At 61.5% G+C, this 14,048-nt stretch carries 12 protein-coding genes; all 12 read left to right on the forward strand.

The features are described from left to right. Window positions 1–82 precede the first annotated feature (82 nt). The 12 genes from ftsZ (at window position 83) to ACST81_RS11010 (ending at window position 14,045) form a co-directional block, all read left to right on the forward strand. Window positions 83–1,909: a cell division protein FtsZ gene (ftsZ, locus tag ACST81_RS10955; protein ID WP_438753273.1), complete on the forward strand. Its 1,827-nt coding sequence runs from the start codon at window positions 83–85 to the stop codon at window positions 1,907–1,909. A 341-nt stretch (window positions 1,910–2,250) separates the two neighbouring features. Continuing rightward, entirely contained in the window at window positions 2,251–3,195 is a 945-nt protein-coding gene (gene lpxC, locus ACST81_RS10960; RefSeq protein WP_438753276.1) for a UDP-3-O-acyl-N-acetylglucosamine deacetylase, read from the forward strand. Window positions 3,196–3,424: 229 nt separating this feature from the next. Further along, a complete protein-coding gene (locus ACST81_RS10965) occupies window positions 3,425–4,258 on the forward strand; it encodes an outer membrane protein assembly factor BamD (RefSeq protein ID WP_438753508.1) in 834 nt (277 codons plus the stop codon). Window positions 4,259–4,287: 29 nt separating this feature from the next. After that, the gene (recN, locus tag ACST81_RS10970; protein ID WP_438753278.1) at window positions 4,288–5,961 is read left to right on the forward strand and encodes a DNA repair protein RecN; all 1,674 of its coding nucleotides are present in this window, start codon (window positions 4,288–4,290) and stop codon (window positions 5,959–5,961) included. A gap of 83 nt (window positions 5,962–6,044) precedes the next feature. Beyond that, the gene (gene ligA / locus ACST81_RS10975) at window positions 6,045–8,210 is read left to right on the forward strand and encodes an NAD-dependent DNA ligase LigA (protein WP_438753280.1); all 2,166 of its coding nucleotides are present in this window, start codon (window positions 6,045–6,047) and stop codon (window positions 8,208–8,210) included. Window positions 8,211–8,317: 107 nt separating this feature from the next. Continuing rightward, the gene (locus tag ACST81_RS10980) at window positions 8,318–8,962 is read left to right on the forward strand and encodes a DUF47 family protein (protein WP_438753281.1); all 645 of its coding nucleotides are present in this window, start codon (window positions 8,318–8,320) and stop codon (window positions 8,960–8,962) included. Then, window positions 8,962–9,963 (forward strand): inorganic phosphate transporter, encoded by a 1,002-nt coding sequence (locus tag ACST81_RS10985; protein WP_438753282.1) that lies wholly within the window; start codon window positions 8,962–8,964, stop codon window positions 9,961–9,963. The genes ACST81_RS10980 and ACST81_RS10985 overlap by 1 nt, the downstream gene beginning before the upstream one ends. A gap of 224 nt (window positions 9,964–10,187) precedes the next feature. Continuing rightward, on the forward strand, window positions 10,188–10,928 hold the full coding sequence (locus ACST81_RS10990; RefSeq protein WP_438753284.1) for a fumarylacetoacetate hydrolase family protein: 741 nt from the start codon (window positions 10,188–10,190) through the stop codon (window positions 10,926–10,928). A 195-nt stretch (window positions 10,929–11,123) separates the two neighbouring features. Beyond that, window positions 11,124–11,999: a pantoate--beta-alanine ligase gene (gene panC / locus ACST81_RS10995; RefSeq protein WP_438753286.1), complete on the forward strand. Its 876-nt coding sequence runs from the start codon at window positions 11,124–11,126 to the stop codon at window positions 11,997–11,999. A 2-nt stretch (window positions 12,000–12,001) separates the two neighbouring features. Further along, window positions 12,002–12,829 (forward strand): 3-methyl-2-oxobutanoate hydroxymethyltransferase, encoded by an 828-nt coding sequence (gene panB, locus ACST81_RS11000; protein WP_438753287.1) that lies wholly within the window; start codon window positions 12,002–12,004, stop codon window positions 12,827–12,829. Window positions 12,830–13,011: 182 nt separating this feature from the next. Next, window positions 13,012–13,728, forward strand: a complete 717-nt coding sequence (locus tag ACST81_RS11005) for an AzlC family ABC transporter permease (RefSeq protein ID WP_438753290.1) — start codon at window positions 13,012–13,014, stop codon at window positions 13,726–13,728. A 2-nt stretch (window positions 13,729–13,730) separates the two neighbouring features. Next, window positions 13,731–14,045, forward strand: coding sequence for an AzlD family protein (locus tag ACST81_RS11010; protein WP_438753292.1), 315 nt, complete (start codon window positions 13,731–13,733; stop codon window positions 14,043–14,045). Window positions 14,046–14,048: the final 3 nt, after the last annotated feature.

The following is a 14,048-nucleotide window of genomic DNA, read 5'->3' on the forward strand; positions in this document are numbered from 1 at the left end:
TCGCAGCCGAGGGAAGCATGAAGAGTTTTAGAGATTTGGCCGACCCGGCAAGGCGGCCAGAAACCAGGAAGGAACGGGTACAATGACGATCAACTTGCAGAAGCCGGATATCACCGAGCTGAAGCCGCGCATCACCGTGTTCGGTGTCGGCGGCGGCGGCGGCAACGCTGTCAACAACATGATCACCGCAGGCCTCGAAGGCGTCGATTTCGTCGTCGCCAACACCGATGCGCAGGCACTGACCATGACCAAGGCCGAGCGCATCATCCAGATGGGTGTCGCTGTCACCGAAGGCCTCGGCGCCGGCTCGCAGCCTGAAGTCGGCCGTGCGGCCGCCGAGGAATGCATCGACGAAATCATCGACCACCTGAACGGCACGCATATGTGCTTCGTCACCGCCGGCATGGGTGGCGGTACAGGTACCGGTGCTGCTCCGGTCGTCGCCCAGGCCGCCCGCAACAAAGGCATCCTGACGGTCGGCGTCGTCACCAAGCCGTTCCACTTCGAAGGCCAGCGCCGCATGCGTCTTGCCGACATGGGCATCCAGGAACTGCAGAAGTCGGTCGATACCCTGATCGTCATCCCGAACCAGAACCTGTTCCGGATCGCTAACGACAAGACCACGTTTGCCGACGCGTTTGCGATGGCCGACCAGGTCCTCTATTCCGGCGTTGCCTGCATCACCGACCTGATGGTCAAGGAAGGCCTGATCAATCTCGACTTCGCGGACGTCCGCTCCGTGATGCGCGAAATGGGCCGCGCCATGATGGGTACGGGCGAGGCATCCGGCGAAGGTCGCGCAATGGCCGCCGCCGAAGCCGCGATCGCCAACCCGTTGCTCGACGAAACCTCGATGAAGGGCGCCCAGGGCCTCTTGATCTCCATCACCGGCGGTCGCGACCTCACCCTGTTCGAAGTCGACGAAGCCGCTACCCGCATTCGCGAGGAAGTCGATCCGGACGCAAACATCATCCTCGGCGCAACGTTCGACGAAGAACTCGAAGGCCTGATCCGCGTTTCGGTCGTGGCAACGGGTATCGATCGCACGGCCGCGGAGGTGGCCGGTCGTTCCGCCGACTTTCGTCCTGTAGCCGCAAAGCCGATCATTCGTCCGTCGATCGCCATCCCGGCAGCCCCGGTCCAGCAGACCGTTGCCATCCAGCAGCAGCCGGCCCCGATCGCTCAACAGCCTGTGGCCCAGCAGCCGGTCGTGCAGCCGCAGCCGGTTGCTCAGCCGGTTCAGCAACAGACCGCCGATTCGATCGCTGAAGCCATCCGTGCAGCTGAACTGGAGCGCGAACTGTTCCTGTCCATGCCGCGTGGCGGCGCCACCGCTCCGGTGCAGCAGGCTCCGATCCAGCAAGTGCAGGAAGACTTCCGTCCGCAGAGCAGGCTGTTCGGAGCCTCCGCTCCAGTCGAACAGCCGGTCATGCAGGCTGCCGCTCCGGTTCAGCGCGCTGTCGAAATGCCGGCTTACCAGCCGCAGCCCGTTGCCCCCGCACCGGTTGCTCAGGTTCGCCAGGAGCCAATCGCTCCGATGATCCGCCAGCAGGCCGAACAGATCCGCATGCCGAAGGTCGAAGACTTCCCGCCGATGGTAAAGGCCGAAGCCGAGCATCGCGCTCAGCCAGTCGCCCAGGAAGAACGCGGCCCGATGGGTCTCCTGAAGCGAATCACCAATTCGCTCGGCCGCCGCGAAGAAGAAGCCCATGATGTGGCTGCCGACATGACGGCCGGTGCTCCGGCCGCAGCCTCGCAGCAGCGTCGTCCGCTGTCGCCGGAAGCCAGCGTCTACGCACCGCGTCGCGCTGCTCCGCTCGAAGACCGTGCCCGCGTCGCCTCGCAGCCGCGTGCTCATGAAGACGATCAGCTCGAAATCCCGGCGTTCCTGCGCCGTCAGTCGAACTGATCTGACACCCGCCTTCCACCTTGCCGAAATGCCCGGGTTTGCGCCCGGGCATTTTTTATGGATTATGCATTGTTTTCAGTTGCTAACGGGGAGGTCGCCGAAGCGTAACAAAGCGAAAGAAACAGTGATTTGGAATGACGCCCCGCTGCAATTATCTTCACAATCGGGACTGATGAGGCGGCATTGCGATTCGAGACTTCGCTGGCTTGCATGTTGGACCGGCAGGTGGCGTTTCGTGCCGCTTTCCGACTGTGTGGCCTGCGGCGTTTAAAAAGGCGCTTGGCTCTCGTCCCGTAAGACAATTCGGCGGTAACGCCACGATGCATTTGAAGGCGAGAAGCATGGGACTTGGAATTGGACAGCTTGGGTTTCAGACGACGATTGCGGAGTCTGTCACTCTGTCCGGCACGGGCGTTCATTCGGGCGCCGAAGTAGCGATCACGTTCCATCCGGCGGAAGCCGATAGCGGCATCATCTTTCAGCGCATGAATGGTGACACGGTCATTGCCGAATACAAAGCCGTGTCCTCGCAGGTCGGCAACACCGATCTCTGCACGATCCTCGGCTTCACGCCGGCCACGTTCATCGCCACTATCGAGCATGTCATGGCGGCGATCTACGCGCTTGGCCTCGACAACCTCCTGATCGAGGTTCACGGCGCCGAAATGCCGATCATGGACGGCAGCTCTGCTCCGTTCATTGAGGCGATCGAGCAGGCCGGTATCCGCGCTTTGGCAACCAAGCGCAGTTACATCCGTATTCTCAAGCCGGTTCGTATCGAATCGGGCGCGTCCTGGTCGGAGTTTCTACCGTATGAAGGTGGTATGCGTTTCGAGGTGGAGATCGATTTTGACAGTCCGTTGATCGGCCGTCAGGCCTGGAGGGGCGACATGACGCCGTCGACATTCAAGAATGAGCTGTCGCGTGCGCGCACCTTCGGCTTCATGCGCGATGTCGAGAAGATGTGGGCCGCCGGCCGCGGCCTCGGCTCTTCGCTCGAAAACTCCGTCGTCATCTCCGACGACAACACCGTCATCAACGTCGAAGGCCTGCGTTATGCCAAGGACGAGTTCGTGCGCCACAAGACGCTCGACGCCGTCGGTGACCTCGCGTTGGCCGGCATGCCGTTCCTGGGCTGCTACCGTTCCTATCGCGGCGGCCACAAGATGAACGCCAATGCCCTGAAGGCTCTGATGAGCGATCCGACGGCCTACGAGATCGTCGAGACCGCGCCGCAGCGCCAGCGTTCGGCACCGCGCGAAGTCATGGCCGTCAACGCCCCGTGATGTTTGTCCGGTTCGCTCATGCGAAATCGGGTTCCAACTTGCCAGAAGCCGGTCTTTTGACCGGCTTTTTCATGATCAAGCTGCCACAAAATTGCGTTAATCAATCATCATGACGTTGCGGTCTTGTTGCATCTTGATCTAAAACGCGGTTCATAGGCGGCGGTATTCTTACTGCCGTACGAGTTGGGATTTACGAATGGTATTTGCAGGCCGGTTTGAATTGAAGAAGATGGCGCGGATTGCCGTCATCGCGCTTGCGGCATCCGCAACCAGTGTGCTGGTGACTGCCTGCCAGAACGATCCCGACATCGATATCACCAAGCTGAGCGCGGAAACCGACCCGCCTGAGGTTCTTTACAATCAGGGTCTTGCCAACCTCAATGCCGGCAAGACGACGGAAGCGGCGCGCAAGTTCGACGCAATCGACAAGCAACACCCGTTCTCGGAATATGCCCGCAAGGCACTGGTCATGCGGTCCTTCATCAATTATCGCAACGGCCAGTATCAGGACGCCATCAACGGTGCCAGCCGCTACCTCAATCTCTATCCGGAGTCCGAAGACGCTGCTTACGCGCAGTACATCGTCGGTCTTGCCTATTCCAAGCAGATCCCGGCGGTGACGCAGGACCAGAAGCCTGCCTTCAAGACCATCGAGGCGATGCAGGCGGTGATCACGAACTATCCCGATTCGGAATATGTCGAGGATGCCCAGGCGAAAATGCGCTACGCCAAGGACCAACTCGCCGGCAAGGAAATGCAGGTCGGGCGCTATTATCTTGAGCGCAAGGAATATCTGGCGGCGATTACCCGCTTCCGTTCCGTCGTCGAGAAATATCCGAACACGAATCAGGTCGAGGAAGCGTTGTCGCGTCTGGTCGAGACCTATTTCGCCATGGGCATTACCAGCGAAGCGCAGACGGCGGCGGCCGTCCTTGGCCATAACTACCCCGATAGCCAGTGGTATGCGGATGCCTACAAGCTTTTGCAAACCGGCGGGCTTGAGCCGCGCGAAAACGGAAATTCGTGGATTTCGCGTGCAGGCAAGCAGCTTCTGGGCGCCTGACGGCCCTCGACGAAGAGATTTGAAACGGGATGCTTTCACAGATTTCGATCCGCGATATCGTCCTGATCGAACGACTTGATCTGTCCTTCGATGCCGGCCTCTCCGTGCTGACCGGCGAAACCGGCGCTGGAAAATCGATCCTGCTCGACAGCCTGTCGCTGGCCCTCGGTGGCCGTGGCGACGGATCGCTGGTGCGCCATGGTGGCGACAAGGGGCAGGTGACGGCGGTGTTCGATGTCGGCATGGGGCATCCGGCCCGGCTCTTGATCCGCGAGAATGGCATCGATGACGACGGCGACCTGATCTTTCGCCGCGTCCAGTCGGCCGATGGTCGCACCAAGGCCTATGTCAACGACCAGCCGGTTTCCGTGCAACTGATGCGCCAGGCCGGCCAGTTGCTGGTCGAGATCCACGGCCAGCACGACGATCGCGCGCTGGTCGATACCCACGCCCACCGCACATTGCTCGATGCTTTCGGCGGACTTGCCGAGGAAGCGCAGAACGTTGCTGGCCTCTACCGCATCTGGAAGGATGCGGAGCGGACGCTGAAGAAGCATCGCGACAAGGTCGAGGCCGCGGCCCGCGAAGCGGACTATCTGCGCGCCTCCGTCGAGGAATTGGAGGGCTTGTCGCCGCAGGATGGTGAGGAAGACGATCTCGCCGAACGCCGTTCCCGGATGATGAAGGCCGAGCGCATCGCCGTCGATATCAACGAGGCGAGCGAATTCCTGAACGGTCATGCGTCACCTGTGCCGTTGATCGCTTCGCTAGTGCGCCGGCTGGAGCGTAAAAGCCACGAAGCACCCGGCCTTCTGGAAGAAACCGTCGAATTTCTCGATACCGCGCTCAACCATCTGTCCGACGCGCAGATGGCCGTCGAGGCCGCACTTCGCAAGACTGAATACGATCCGAAGGAACTGGAGCGTGTCGAGGAGCGCCTGTTTGCCCTGCGGGCCGCCGCCCGCAAATACTCCGTCCCTGTCGTCGGTCTGCCGGCGCTCGCCGTCAAGATGATCTCCGACCTTGCCGATCTCGATGCCGGCGAGGAGAAGCTGAAGCAGCTCGATGTCCAGTTGGGGTTGACCAAGGGCGCTTTCGATACTGCCGCGGCTGCCCTTTCGGCCAAGCGCCACAACACGGCGACAGCATTGTCGGATGCGGTCATGGCGGAGCTTCCGGCGCTGAAGCTTGAGCGGGCGCGGTTCATGGTCGAGATGACGACTGACCCGGAGGCAGCAACGGCCGAAGGGATCGATATCGTCGAATTCCACGTCCAGACCAACCCCGGCACGCGTCCCGGCCCGATCATGAAGGTGGCTTCGGGCGGCGAACTTTCGCGCTTTCTCTTGGCGCTGAAGGTGGCACTCGCGGATCGCGGCTCGGCACCGACGCTGGTCTTCGACGAAATCGACACCGGAGTCGGTGGCGCCGTGGCGGATGCAATCGGCCAGCGGCTGAAACGGCTGTCGAAGACAGTCCAGGTCCTGTCAGTCACCCATGCGCCGCAGGTGGCGGCGCGAGCGGCCACGCATCTGTTGATTTCCAAGGGACCGACCGCGGAGAAATCCGAGACCATCGCCACCCGCGTCGCCCGCATGGACGACAAGGCCCGCACTGAAGAAATCGCTCGCATGCTGGCGGGGGCTTCGGTAACCGACGAGGCGAGGGCGGCTGCGGCGCGGCTGCTGGCGGGGAACGTCTAGTTTCGTCGCTCTCGCGATGGAAACTGCATCTTTCCATTCTCCGAAATTTCTCTAAAAACGACTTCGAAAACCGGAGCCGCATCATGTCCTCAGAAACCGCTGCTGTAGAAACCCTGACGCTTGAAGAGGCGGCGGCTGAGCTGGAGCGGCTGGCCAGGGAACTGGCGCATCATGACGCGCTTTATCACGGCAAGGACGCGCCGGAGATTTCCGATGCTGACTACGATGCGCTGAAGCGGCGCAACGAGGAGATCGAGGTCCGCTTCCCGGAACTCATCCGCGCCGACAGCCCGTCGCGCAAGGTGGGTGCGGCGCCTTCCGGTATTTTCCAGCAGATCATCCACGCTCGCCCGATGCTGTCGCTCGACAACGTCTTTTCCGACGGGGACGTCAGCGATTTCATTTCGAGCGTCTACCGGTTTCTCGGGCAGTTGCCGGACGACTCCATCGCGTTTACCGCCGAGCCGAAGATCGACGGCCTGTCCATGTCGTTGCGTTATGAAAACGGCCGGCTCGTCAGTGCTGCCACGCGCGGCGATGGCACCACCGGCGAGAACGTGACGGCCAATATCCGCACCATCCGGGAAATCCCGCAGACGCTGCCCGCCGGCGTGCCGGCAATCGTCGAGGTGCGCGGCGAGGTCTATATGGCCAAGAGCGATTTCCTGGCGCTGAACGAGCAGATGCTGGCGGAAGGTAAGCAGACCTATGTCAACCCGCGCAACACGGCTGCAGGGTCTTTACGCCAGCTCGACCCGACGATTACCGCCAGCCGCAAGCTGAAATTCTTCGCCTATGCCTGGGGCGAGATTTCCGACATGCCGGCCGACACGCAGTTTGGCATGGTCGAAGCGTTCGAGCGCTGGGGTTTTCCAGTCAATCCGCTGATGCAGCGGCTGTCATCGATTAAGGCCATTCTCTTGCATTACAACGAGATTGGACTGAAACGGCCCGACCTCGATTACGATATCGACGGCGTCGTCTACAAAGTGGACCGGCTCGACCTGCAGCAACGCCTCGGCTTCCGCTCCCGTTCGCCGCGCTGGGCGACGGCGCACAAGTTCCCGGCGGAGCAGGCGTTTACCACCGTCGAGAAGATCGAGATTCAGGTCGGCCGTACCGGCGCGCTGACGCCGGTGGCGCGGCTGACGCCGGTTACCGTCGGGGGTGTCGTCGTTACCAATGCGACGCTGCACAATGCCGACTATATCGAAGGTCTCGGCAATGGCGGCGAGCGTATCCGCGAGCCGGATCACGATATCCGCGTCGGCGATACCGTCATCGTCCAGCGAGCAGGGGACGTCATCCCGCAGGTACTCGATATCGTCATGGAAAAGCGGCCTGCGGACGCCGCGCGTTACCAGTTCCCGAAGACTTGTCCGGTCTGCGGCAGTCACGCGGTGCGCGAGCGCAACGAAAAGACCGGGAAACTCGATTCCGTCACCCGCTGTACCGGCGGCTTTGTCTGCCGTGCACAGGCTGTCGAGCACCTGAAGCACTTTGTCTCGCGCAATGCGTTCGACATTGAGGGGCTGGGGGCCAAGCAGATCGAATTCTTCTTCGAGGCTGACGATCCGTCGCTGTCGATCAGGACGGCAGCCGACATTTTTACGCTGGAAAGGCGGCAGGCAGCTTCGACCCTGACCAAGCTGGAAAACATCGATGGCTTCGGCAAGGTCAGTGTGCGCAAGCTCTACGATGCCATCAACGACCGTCGCGCGATCGCCCTGAACCGGCTCATCTACGCGCTCGGCATCCGTCATGTCGGCGAGACGACGGCGAAGCTGCTGGCGCGCTCCTATGGCAGCTATGCGGTCTTTGCGGAGGCGATGAAAGCGGCAGCCGAGCCCGGATCGGATGCCTGGAGCGATCTCAACACGATCGACGGGATCGGCGAGGTGGTCGCCCGGGCAATCGTAGAATTCTACAAGGAACCGCGCAATGTCGACGTCTTATCGAAGCTCCTGGCTCCGGGTATGGTTCGTCCACAGGACGCGGAAGCGCCGGTGGCAAGTTCCAGTCCCGTCGCCGGCAAGACCGTCGTCTTCACCGGTTCACTGGAAAAAATGACCCGCGACGAGGCCAAAGCCATGGCCGAACGCCTGGGCGCGAAGGTCGCGGGTTCCGTTTCAAAGAAGACCGATCTTCTGGTCGCCGGCCCCGGTGCCGGCTCGAAACTCGAAAAGGCCCGCGAACTCGGCGTCGAAACCACCGATGAGGACGGCTGGTTTATCCTGATCGGTGGGTAACCGCACTTCAACGGCCTGCAAAGCTTCCCTTGTCCGCTTGTCTTGTTTATGAGGACGGCCAGATTTATGACAGTTTCGTGACAATGACGAAAACGGATAGGTGAACAATGTTGGGTTGGTTCCGCAAGCTGATGCCGCGCGAGGACAAGTTCTTCGAACTTTTCGAAGCGCATTCGCGCACCGTCGTCGGCGCCGCCGACGCGCTGAAGGCGCTGCTGGCGGGCGAGGGTGACCATGAAGCCAACTGCCAGCGCATCGTCGCGCTCGAGGATCAGGCCGACAACATCACCCGCGATGTCATGCTCGCCGTTCGCCGCAGCTTCATCACGCCGTTCGACCGCGGCGACATCAAGGACCTGATCCAGTCGATGGATGATGCCATCGACATGATGCACAAGACCGTCAAGACCATCCGCCTGTTCGAGCAGACGAGCTTCGACCCCGGCATGCGCGAAATGGGCGTGCTGGTCGTCGATGCCGCGCGGTTGATCGCCGAGGCTATTCCGCTGCTCGACAAGGTTGGCACCAACGCTCAACGCCTCAGCGCCATCGCCGAGGAAGTGACCCGTGTCGAAGGCCGCTCTGACGAGTTGCACGACCAGGGGCTGAAGGACCTGTTCCGCCGCCACGGCGCATCCAACCCGATGGCTTACATCATCGGCAGCGAGATTTACGGCGAGCTTGAAAAGGTCGTCGACCGGTTCGAGGATGTCGCCAACGAAATCAGCGGCATCGTGATCGAGAACGTCTGATGGAGCCGACGCTCGCCTTTCCGCTGCTGCTCTGCCTGATCGGCGTGGCGCTATTCTTCGACTTCCTGAACGGGCTGCACGATGCCGCCAATTCGATCGCGACGATCGTCTCGACGCGCGTGTTGCGGCCGCAATACGCGGTCATGTGGGCCGCGTTCTTCAATTTCATCGCCTTCCTGTTCTTTGGTCTGCATGTGGCCGAGACGATCGGCAAGGGCATCATCGATCCGGCGATCGTGACGCCGCAGGTGATCTTTTCAGCGCTCATGGGTGCGATCATCTGGAACATCGTCACCTGGATTTTCGGCATTCCGTCGAGTTCGTCGCACGCGCTGGTGGGCGGTCTTGTTGGGGCGGGCCTGGCGCGCACGGGCGGAGACGCCATCGTGCTGAGCGGCCTGCTGAAGACGGTCGGCGCAATTTTCGTGTCTCCGATGATCGGCTTCCTGCTTGCCCTTATCCTCGTGCTGGTCGTGTCCTGGGTCTGCGTTCGCCAGACCCCGTTTGCCGTCGACCGCAGCTTTCGCGGGCTGCAGTTCATCTCGGCCTCGCTCTATTCGCTCGGCCATGGCGGCAACGACGCGCAGAAGACGATGGGTATCATCGCCGTCCTCCTGTTTTCGCAGGGCTATCTCGGCGGCACCTTCTATGTGCCGTTCTGGGTGGTGATCACCTGCCAGTCGGCCATGGCGCTCGGCACCCTGTTCGGTGGCTGGCGCATTGTTCATACGATGGGCTCCAAGATTACCCGGCTCAATCCGATGCAGGGTTTTTGCGCGGAAACCGGCGGTGCAATCACCCTGTTTGCGGCCACCTGGCTCGGCATTCCCGTTTCGACCACGCACACGATCACCGGCGCGATCGTCGGCGTCGGCGCGGCACGCCGCGTGTCGGCCGTCCGCTGGGGGCTGGCGGGCAATATCGTCATCGCCTGGATCATTACCCTGCCGGCGGCGGCCCTGATCTCGGCGCTGTTCTATTTCGTCACGAGTGCGCTCTGATCTCTTGATCTTTCGATCTCGCTTGCCGCCCGCTATCTGTGCGCGGCAAGCTGGGTCTGCGCGGTTTTCTGCGGCCGGCAGGAATGTCGTGGTTTGTTCCGGCGGCAGCATGCTCGCATGCGTCGCCTGAAATTCGACGCGACACCCGCGTCGAAATAGTGTCACTATGGGTTCGGGCGGTCGCAGAACTGCCGCCGACAACGAACCCGAGGAACATGCAAGCGATGAAACTGGCCACTCTGAAAGACAGTACCCGCGACGGCAAACTCGTCGTGGTCTCCAAGGATCTGACCCGCTGCTCGGAGGTCGGTCATATCGCCCGCACGCTGCAGGCGGCGCTCGATGACTGGGCGCATGTCGCCCCGCGTCTGGAACGGGTGGCGCTCGGGCTTGAAACCGGCTCGCAGCCGACCATTCGCTTTCACGAGCATGATGCCGCCTCACCGCTGCCGCGCGCCTTCTTCTGGGCCGGCGGTTCCGGCGGGTTTTCAGGGCCGCGCGATGCCATCCGGGTTGCCGCCGGTGCGTCGGATATCAATGTTACCACGCAGATCGCCGTGATCGTCGATGACATCGACAGGACAGACACAAACGAGGCGGCGGGCCAAGGAGCGGTGCTCTTCCTGCTCTCCAGCGACGTTTCCGTCGGTGGTTCGAATGTCGGTTCGTCCTTCTCGCCGGTTGCGGTGACCGCGGATGAACTGGGCGGAGCCGATGAACTCGCGGTTCTCGTTCGCCACAACGGCAAGTCCGTGCAAGGCGGAACCGGCAGTCTGAACGACGCCGTCGCCAGCGTCGGTTCGACGGTTGCCAGCCGTTCGCTGATTTCCGGCAGCATCGTCGCCAGCGGTTCTGGTCGCGCATCCTCGGCCTTGTCGGTTGGCGATACCGTGCGCATCGAGATGAACGATCGCACCGGTCATTCGATCTTCGGCGCCATCGAACAGACGGTCGAAATCCGCTGACAACAGCGGTCGCGGGCTCCGGATAGACGGAGCCCGCTTTTCCGCGACAATTCCGGCCAGCGATTCTTGAATTGTCTTTTTGCACTGCACACGTTAGGACACCTCGCTGGGTTTCAACGGATATTCCTGGGTGACCCGGAAGGAGCCAGCCGCCATCAATACGACGGCAAGCTTTGCGGATTGGAGGATCCTCGGATGGAAACAATCACAACCATTGCGGACCTGCGCGCGCGCCTGGCGGAACATCGCCGTGCCGGCAAATCCATCGGTCTGGTGCCGACCATGGGTTACCTGCATGTCGGCCATATGGAACTGGTCGCCCGGGCGCGAACGGCAAACGACATCGTCGTCGCCAGTCTTTTCGTCAACCCGCTGCAGTTCGGTGCCAACGAGGATCTGACGAAATATCCACGCGATCTTGCCCGCGACCAGACGATGCTCATTGAGGGCGGGGTGGATTTCCTGTTCGCGCCCGGTGTCTCCGATATGTATCCGCGCCCGATGGAAACGGTGGTCGATGTGCCGACGCTTGGCGGCGAACTGGAAGGAAAGGTTCGCCCCGGCCATTTCGCCGGCGTCTCGACGGTCGTCACCAAGCTTTTCAATATCGTCCAGCCCGATCGCGCCTATTTCGGCGAGAAGGATTTCCAGCAGTTGCAGATCATCAAGCGCATGGTTGACGATCTCGCGCAACCGGTCGAAGTGATCGGCGTTGCAACGGTGCGCGAAGCCGATGGTCTCGCCTGTTCCTCGCGCAATGTCTATCTGACAACGGCAGAGCGCGCGGCGGCGGCCATCGTGCCGAAGGCGCTCGATGAGGCCGAAAGGTTGGTTGCCTCGGGCCTGACGGATGTGGCGAAGATCGAGCGCGCGCTCACGGATTTCATCGCTGCCGAGCCGCTGGCACAGCCTGAAGTGGTGGCGATCCGCGATCCGGAAACACTGCATACTCTGACCGAAATTGGCGAAAAACCGGTTCTTCTGTTGCTTTTTGTCCGCTTCGGGAGCACGAAGCTGCTCGATAATCGGGTTTTCAGCCCGAAAACGGCTAAATTTGCGAAGGTGGCGTGAACATGAGTGTACAGGCAGTGAAGCGTCGCCTCAGCCCCGGCAATATCGAAGCGTTGAAGGGCGAGCGGCCGATCGTCAGCCTGACGGCCTATACGACGCCGATCGCCCGGCTGCTCGATCCGCATGTGGATTTCATGCTGGTGGGCGATTCACTCGGCATGGTGATCTACGGTCTCGATTCGACCGTCGGCGTCACGCTGGACATGATGATCGCCCATGGTCAAGCGGTCATGCGCGGCTCGGAAAAGGCCTGCGTCGTCGTTGATCTGCCGTTCGGCTCTTACCAGGAATCGAAGGAACAGGCTTTCCAGAGTGCTGCGCGCATCCTGAAGGAGACTGGCTGCAGCGCCGTCAAGCTCGAGGGCGGGGCCGAGATGGCCGAGACCGTCGATTTCCTTACCCAGCGCGGCATTCCGGTGCTCGGCCATGTCGGCCTGATGCCGCAGTTGGTCAACACCATGGGCGGCTATCGCTCGGTCGGTCGCAGCGACAAGGAAGCGGCCAAGATCCGGCGCGACGCCAAGGCTATCGACGATGCCGGCGCCTTTGCAATCGTGGTCGAAGGCACGGTCGAGCCCTTGGCGCGCGAAATTTCCGCAGCCTTGCGGGCGCCGACGATCGGCATCGGCGCGTCTCCGGCCTGCGACGGCCAGATTCTCGTCTCCGACGACATGCTGGGCATCTTCAGCGATTTCAAGCCGCGCTTCGTCAAGCATTTCGCCGAGCTCGCGCCGCAGATGTCGGCTGCTTTCGAAGCCTATGCCAATGAGGTGAAAGCGCGGACCTTTCCCGGCATCGAGCATACCTTTCAGGTGAAGCCCAAGCCCTGACCCAGGGCCACGCCCGGATATCCGTTTGCGCGGATGTCCGGGTTTCGATCAGAAATCCGGATCGCTGCATCAATCTTATTGAATTGTCGGTTGTCAGTCGGCGACCTATCTGTGGATTCGATTTCAGACATATTTCAATCGGAGCGCGGCTTTCGTTCGTCGTCCGTTCCGGAAAGTTCCCCATGAAAAAAGATGATTTTTGGCAGGGCGTTCGCGGTGGCTTCCCCGTGATGGTTTCCGCCTCTCCGTTCGGTGCGCTGTTTGGCGCGCTGGCGGTGGACAACGGCTTTTCGGTCTTCGATGCCGTCTTCATGAGCACCACGGTCTATGCCGGCGCCAGCCAGATGGTCGGTATCGAGCTGTTCGGCCACAACGTCCAGCCCTGGCTGATCGTGCTCTCCATCTTTGCGGTGAACTTCCGCCACATCCTCTATTCGGCATCGATCGCGCGGCATATCCGCCATTTCTCGGCCGTGCAGAAATTCTTCACCTTCTTCCTTCTGGTCGATCCGCAATATGCCGAAACGGAGAAGCGGGCGGAGCGCGGCGAGCCGGTCACGTTCTGGTGGTATCTCGGTTTCGCGCTGATCATTTATCTGCCCTGGCAATTGATGACGATGCTGGGCGCCATCTTCGGGCAGATGATCGGCGATCCCCGTTCCATCGGTCTTGATGTGCTTCTGCCGATCTATTTCCTCGGTCTGGTCCTCGGCTTCCGCAAGCGCGATCACTGGCTGCCGGTCGTCGCCGTCAGTTCGCTGGCCTCGGTCGCTGCCATGCATTTCGTCGGTTCGCCCTGGCATGTCAGCATCGGTGCCGTCGCCGGCATCGCGCTTGCCGCCTGCATGCCGCTGCCGGCCGCGCCGGAAGAGCCCGTCACCCTGAAACATGAGGTTTGATCATGGATAGCACCGAGCACCTGCACCTGATCTACATCATTCTCGCAGCCGCCGTGGCGACGTTTCTGACCCGTATCGGCGGGTATGTGATGATCACCCAGATGAAGCGCATCCCGCCGCGCATGGAGGCGGCGCTAAATGCCGTTCCCGCCGCCGTGCTGTCGACGCTGGTTGCGCCTGCCTTCGTCTATGGCGGCTGGGACGTTACGGCGTCGATGGTCGTCGCCTTCTTCGTCGGCTTGCGCTTTTCATCGCTGTGGATGCTGCTTGCCGGATGGCTCGTCGTCATGGCCATCCGGCATATCGGTCTCTTCTGAAAG

Origin of the sequence: Pararhizobium sp. O133 (assembly GCF_051669845.1) — a bacterium.
Taxonomy (GTDB): Bacteria; Pseudomonadota; Alphaproteobacteria; order Rhizobiales; family Rhizobiaceae; genus Pararhizobium.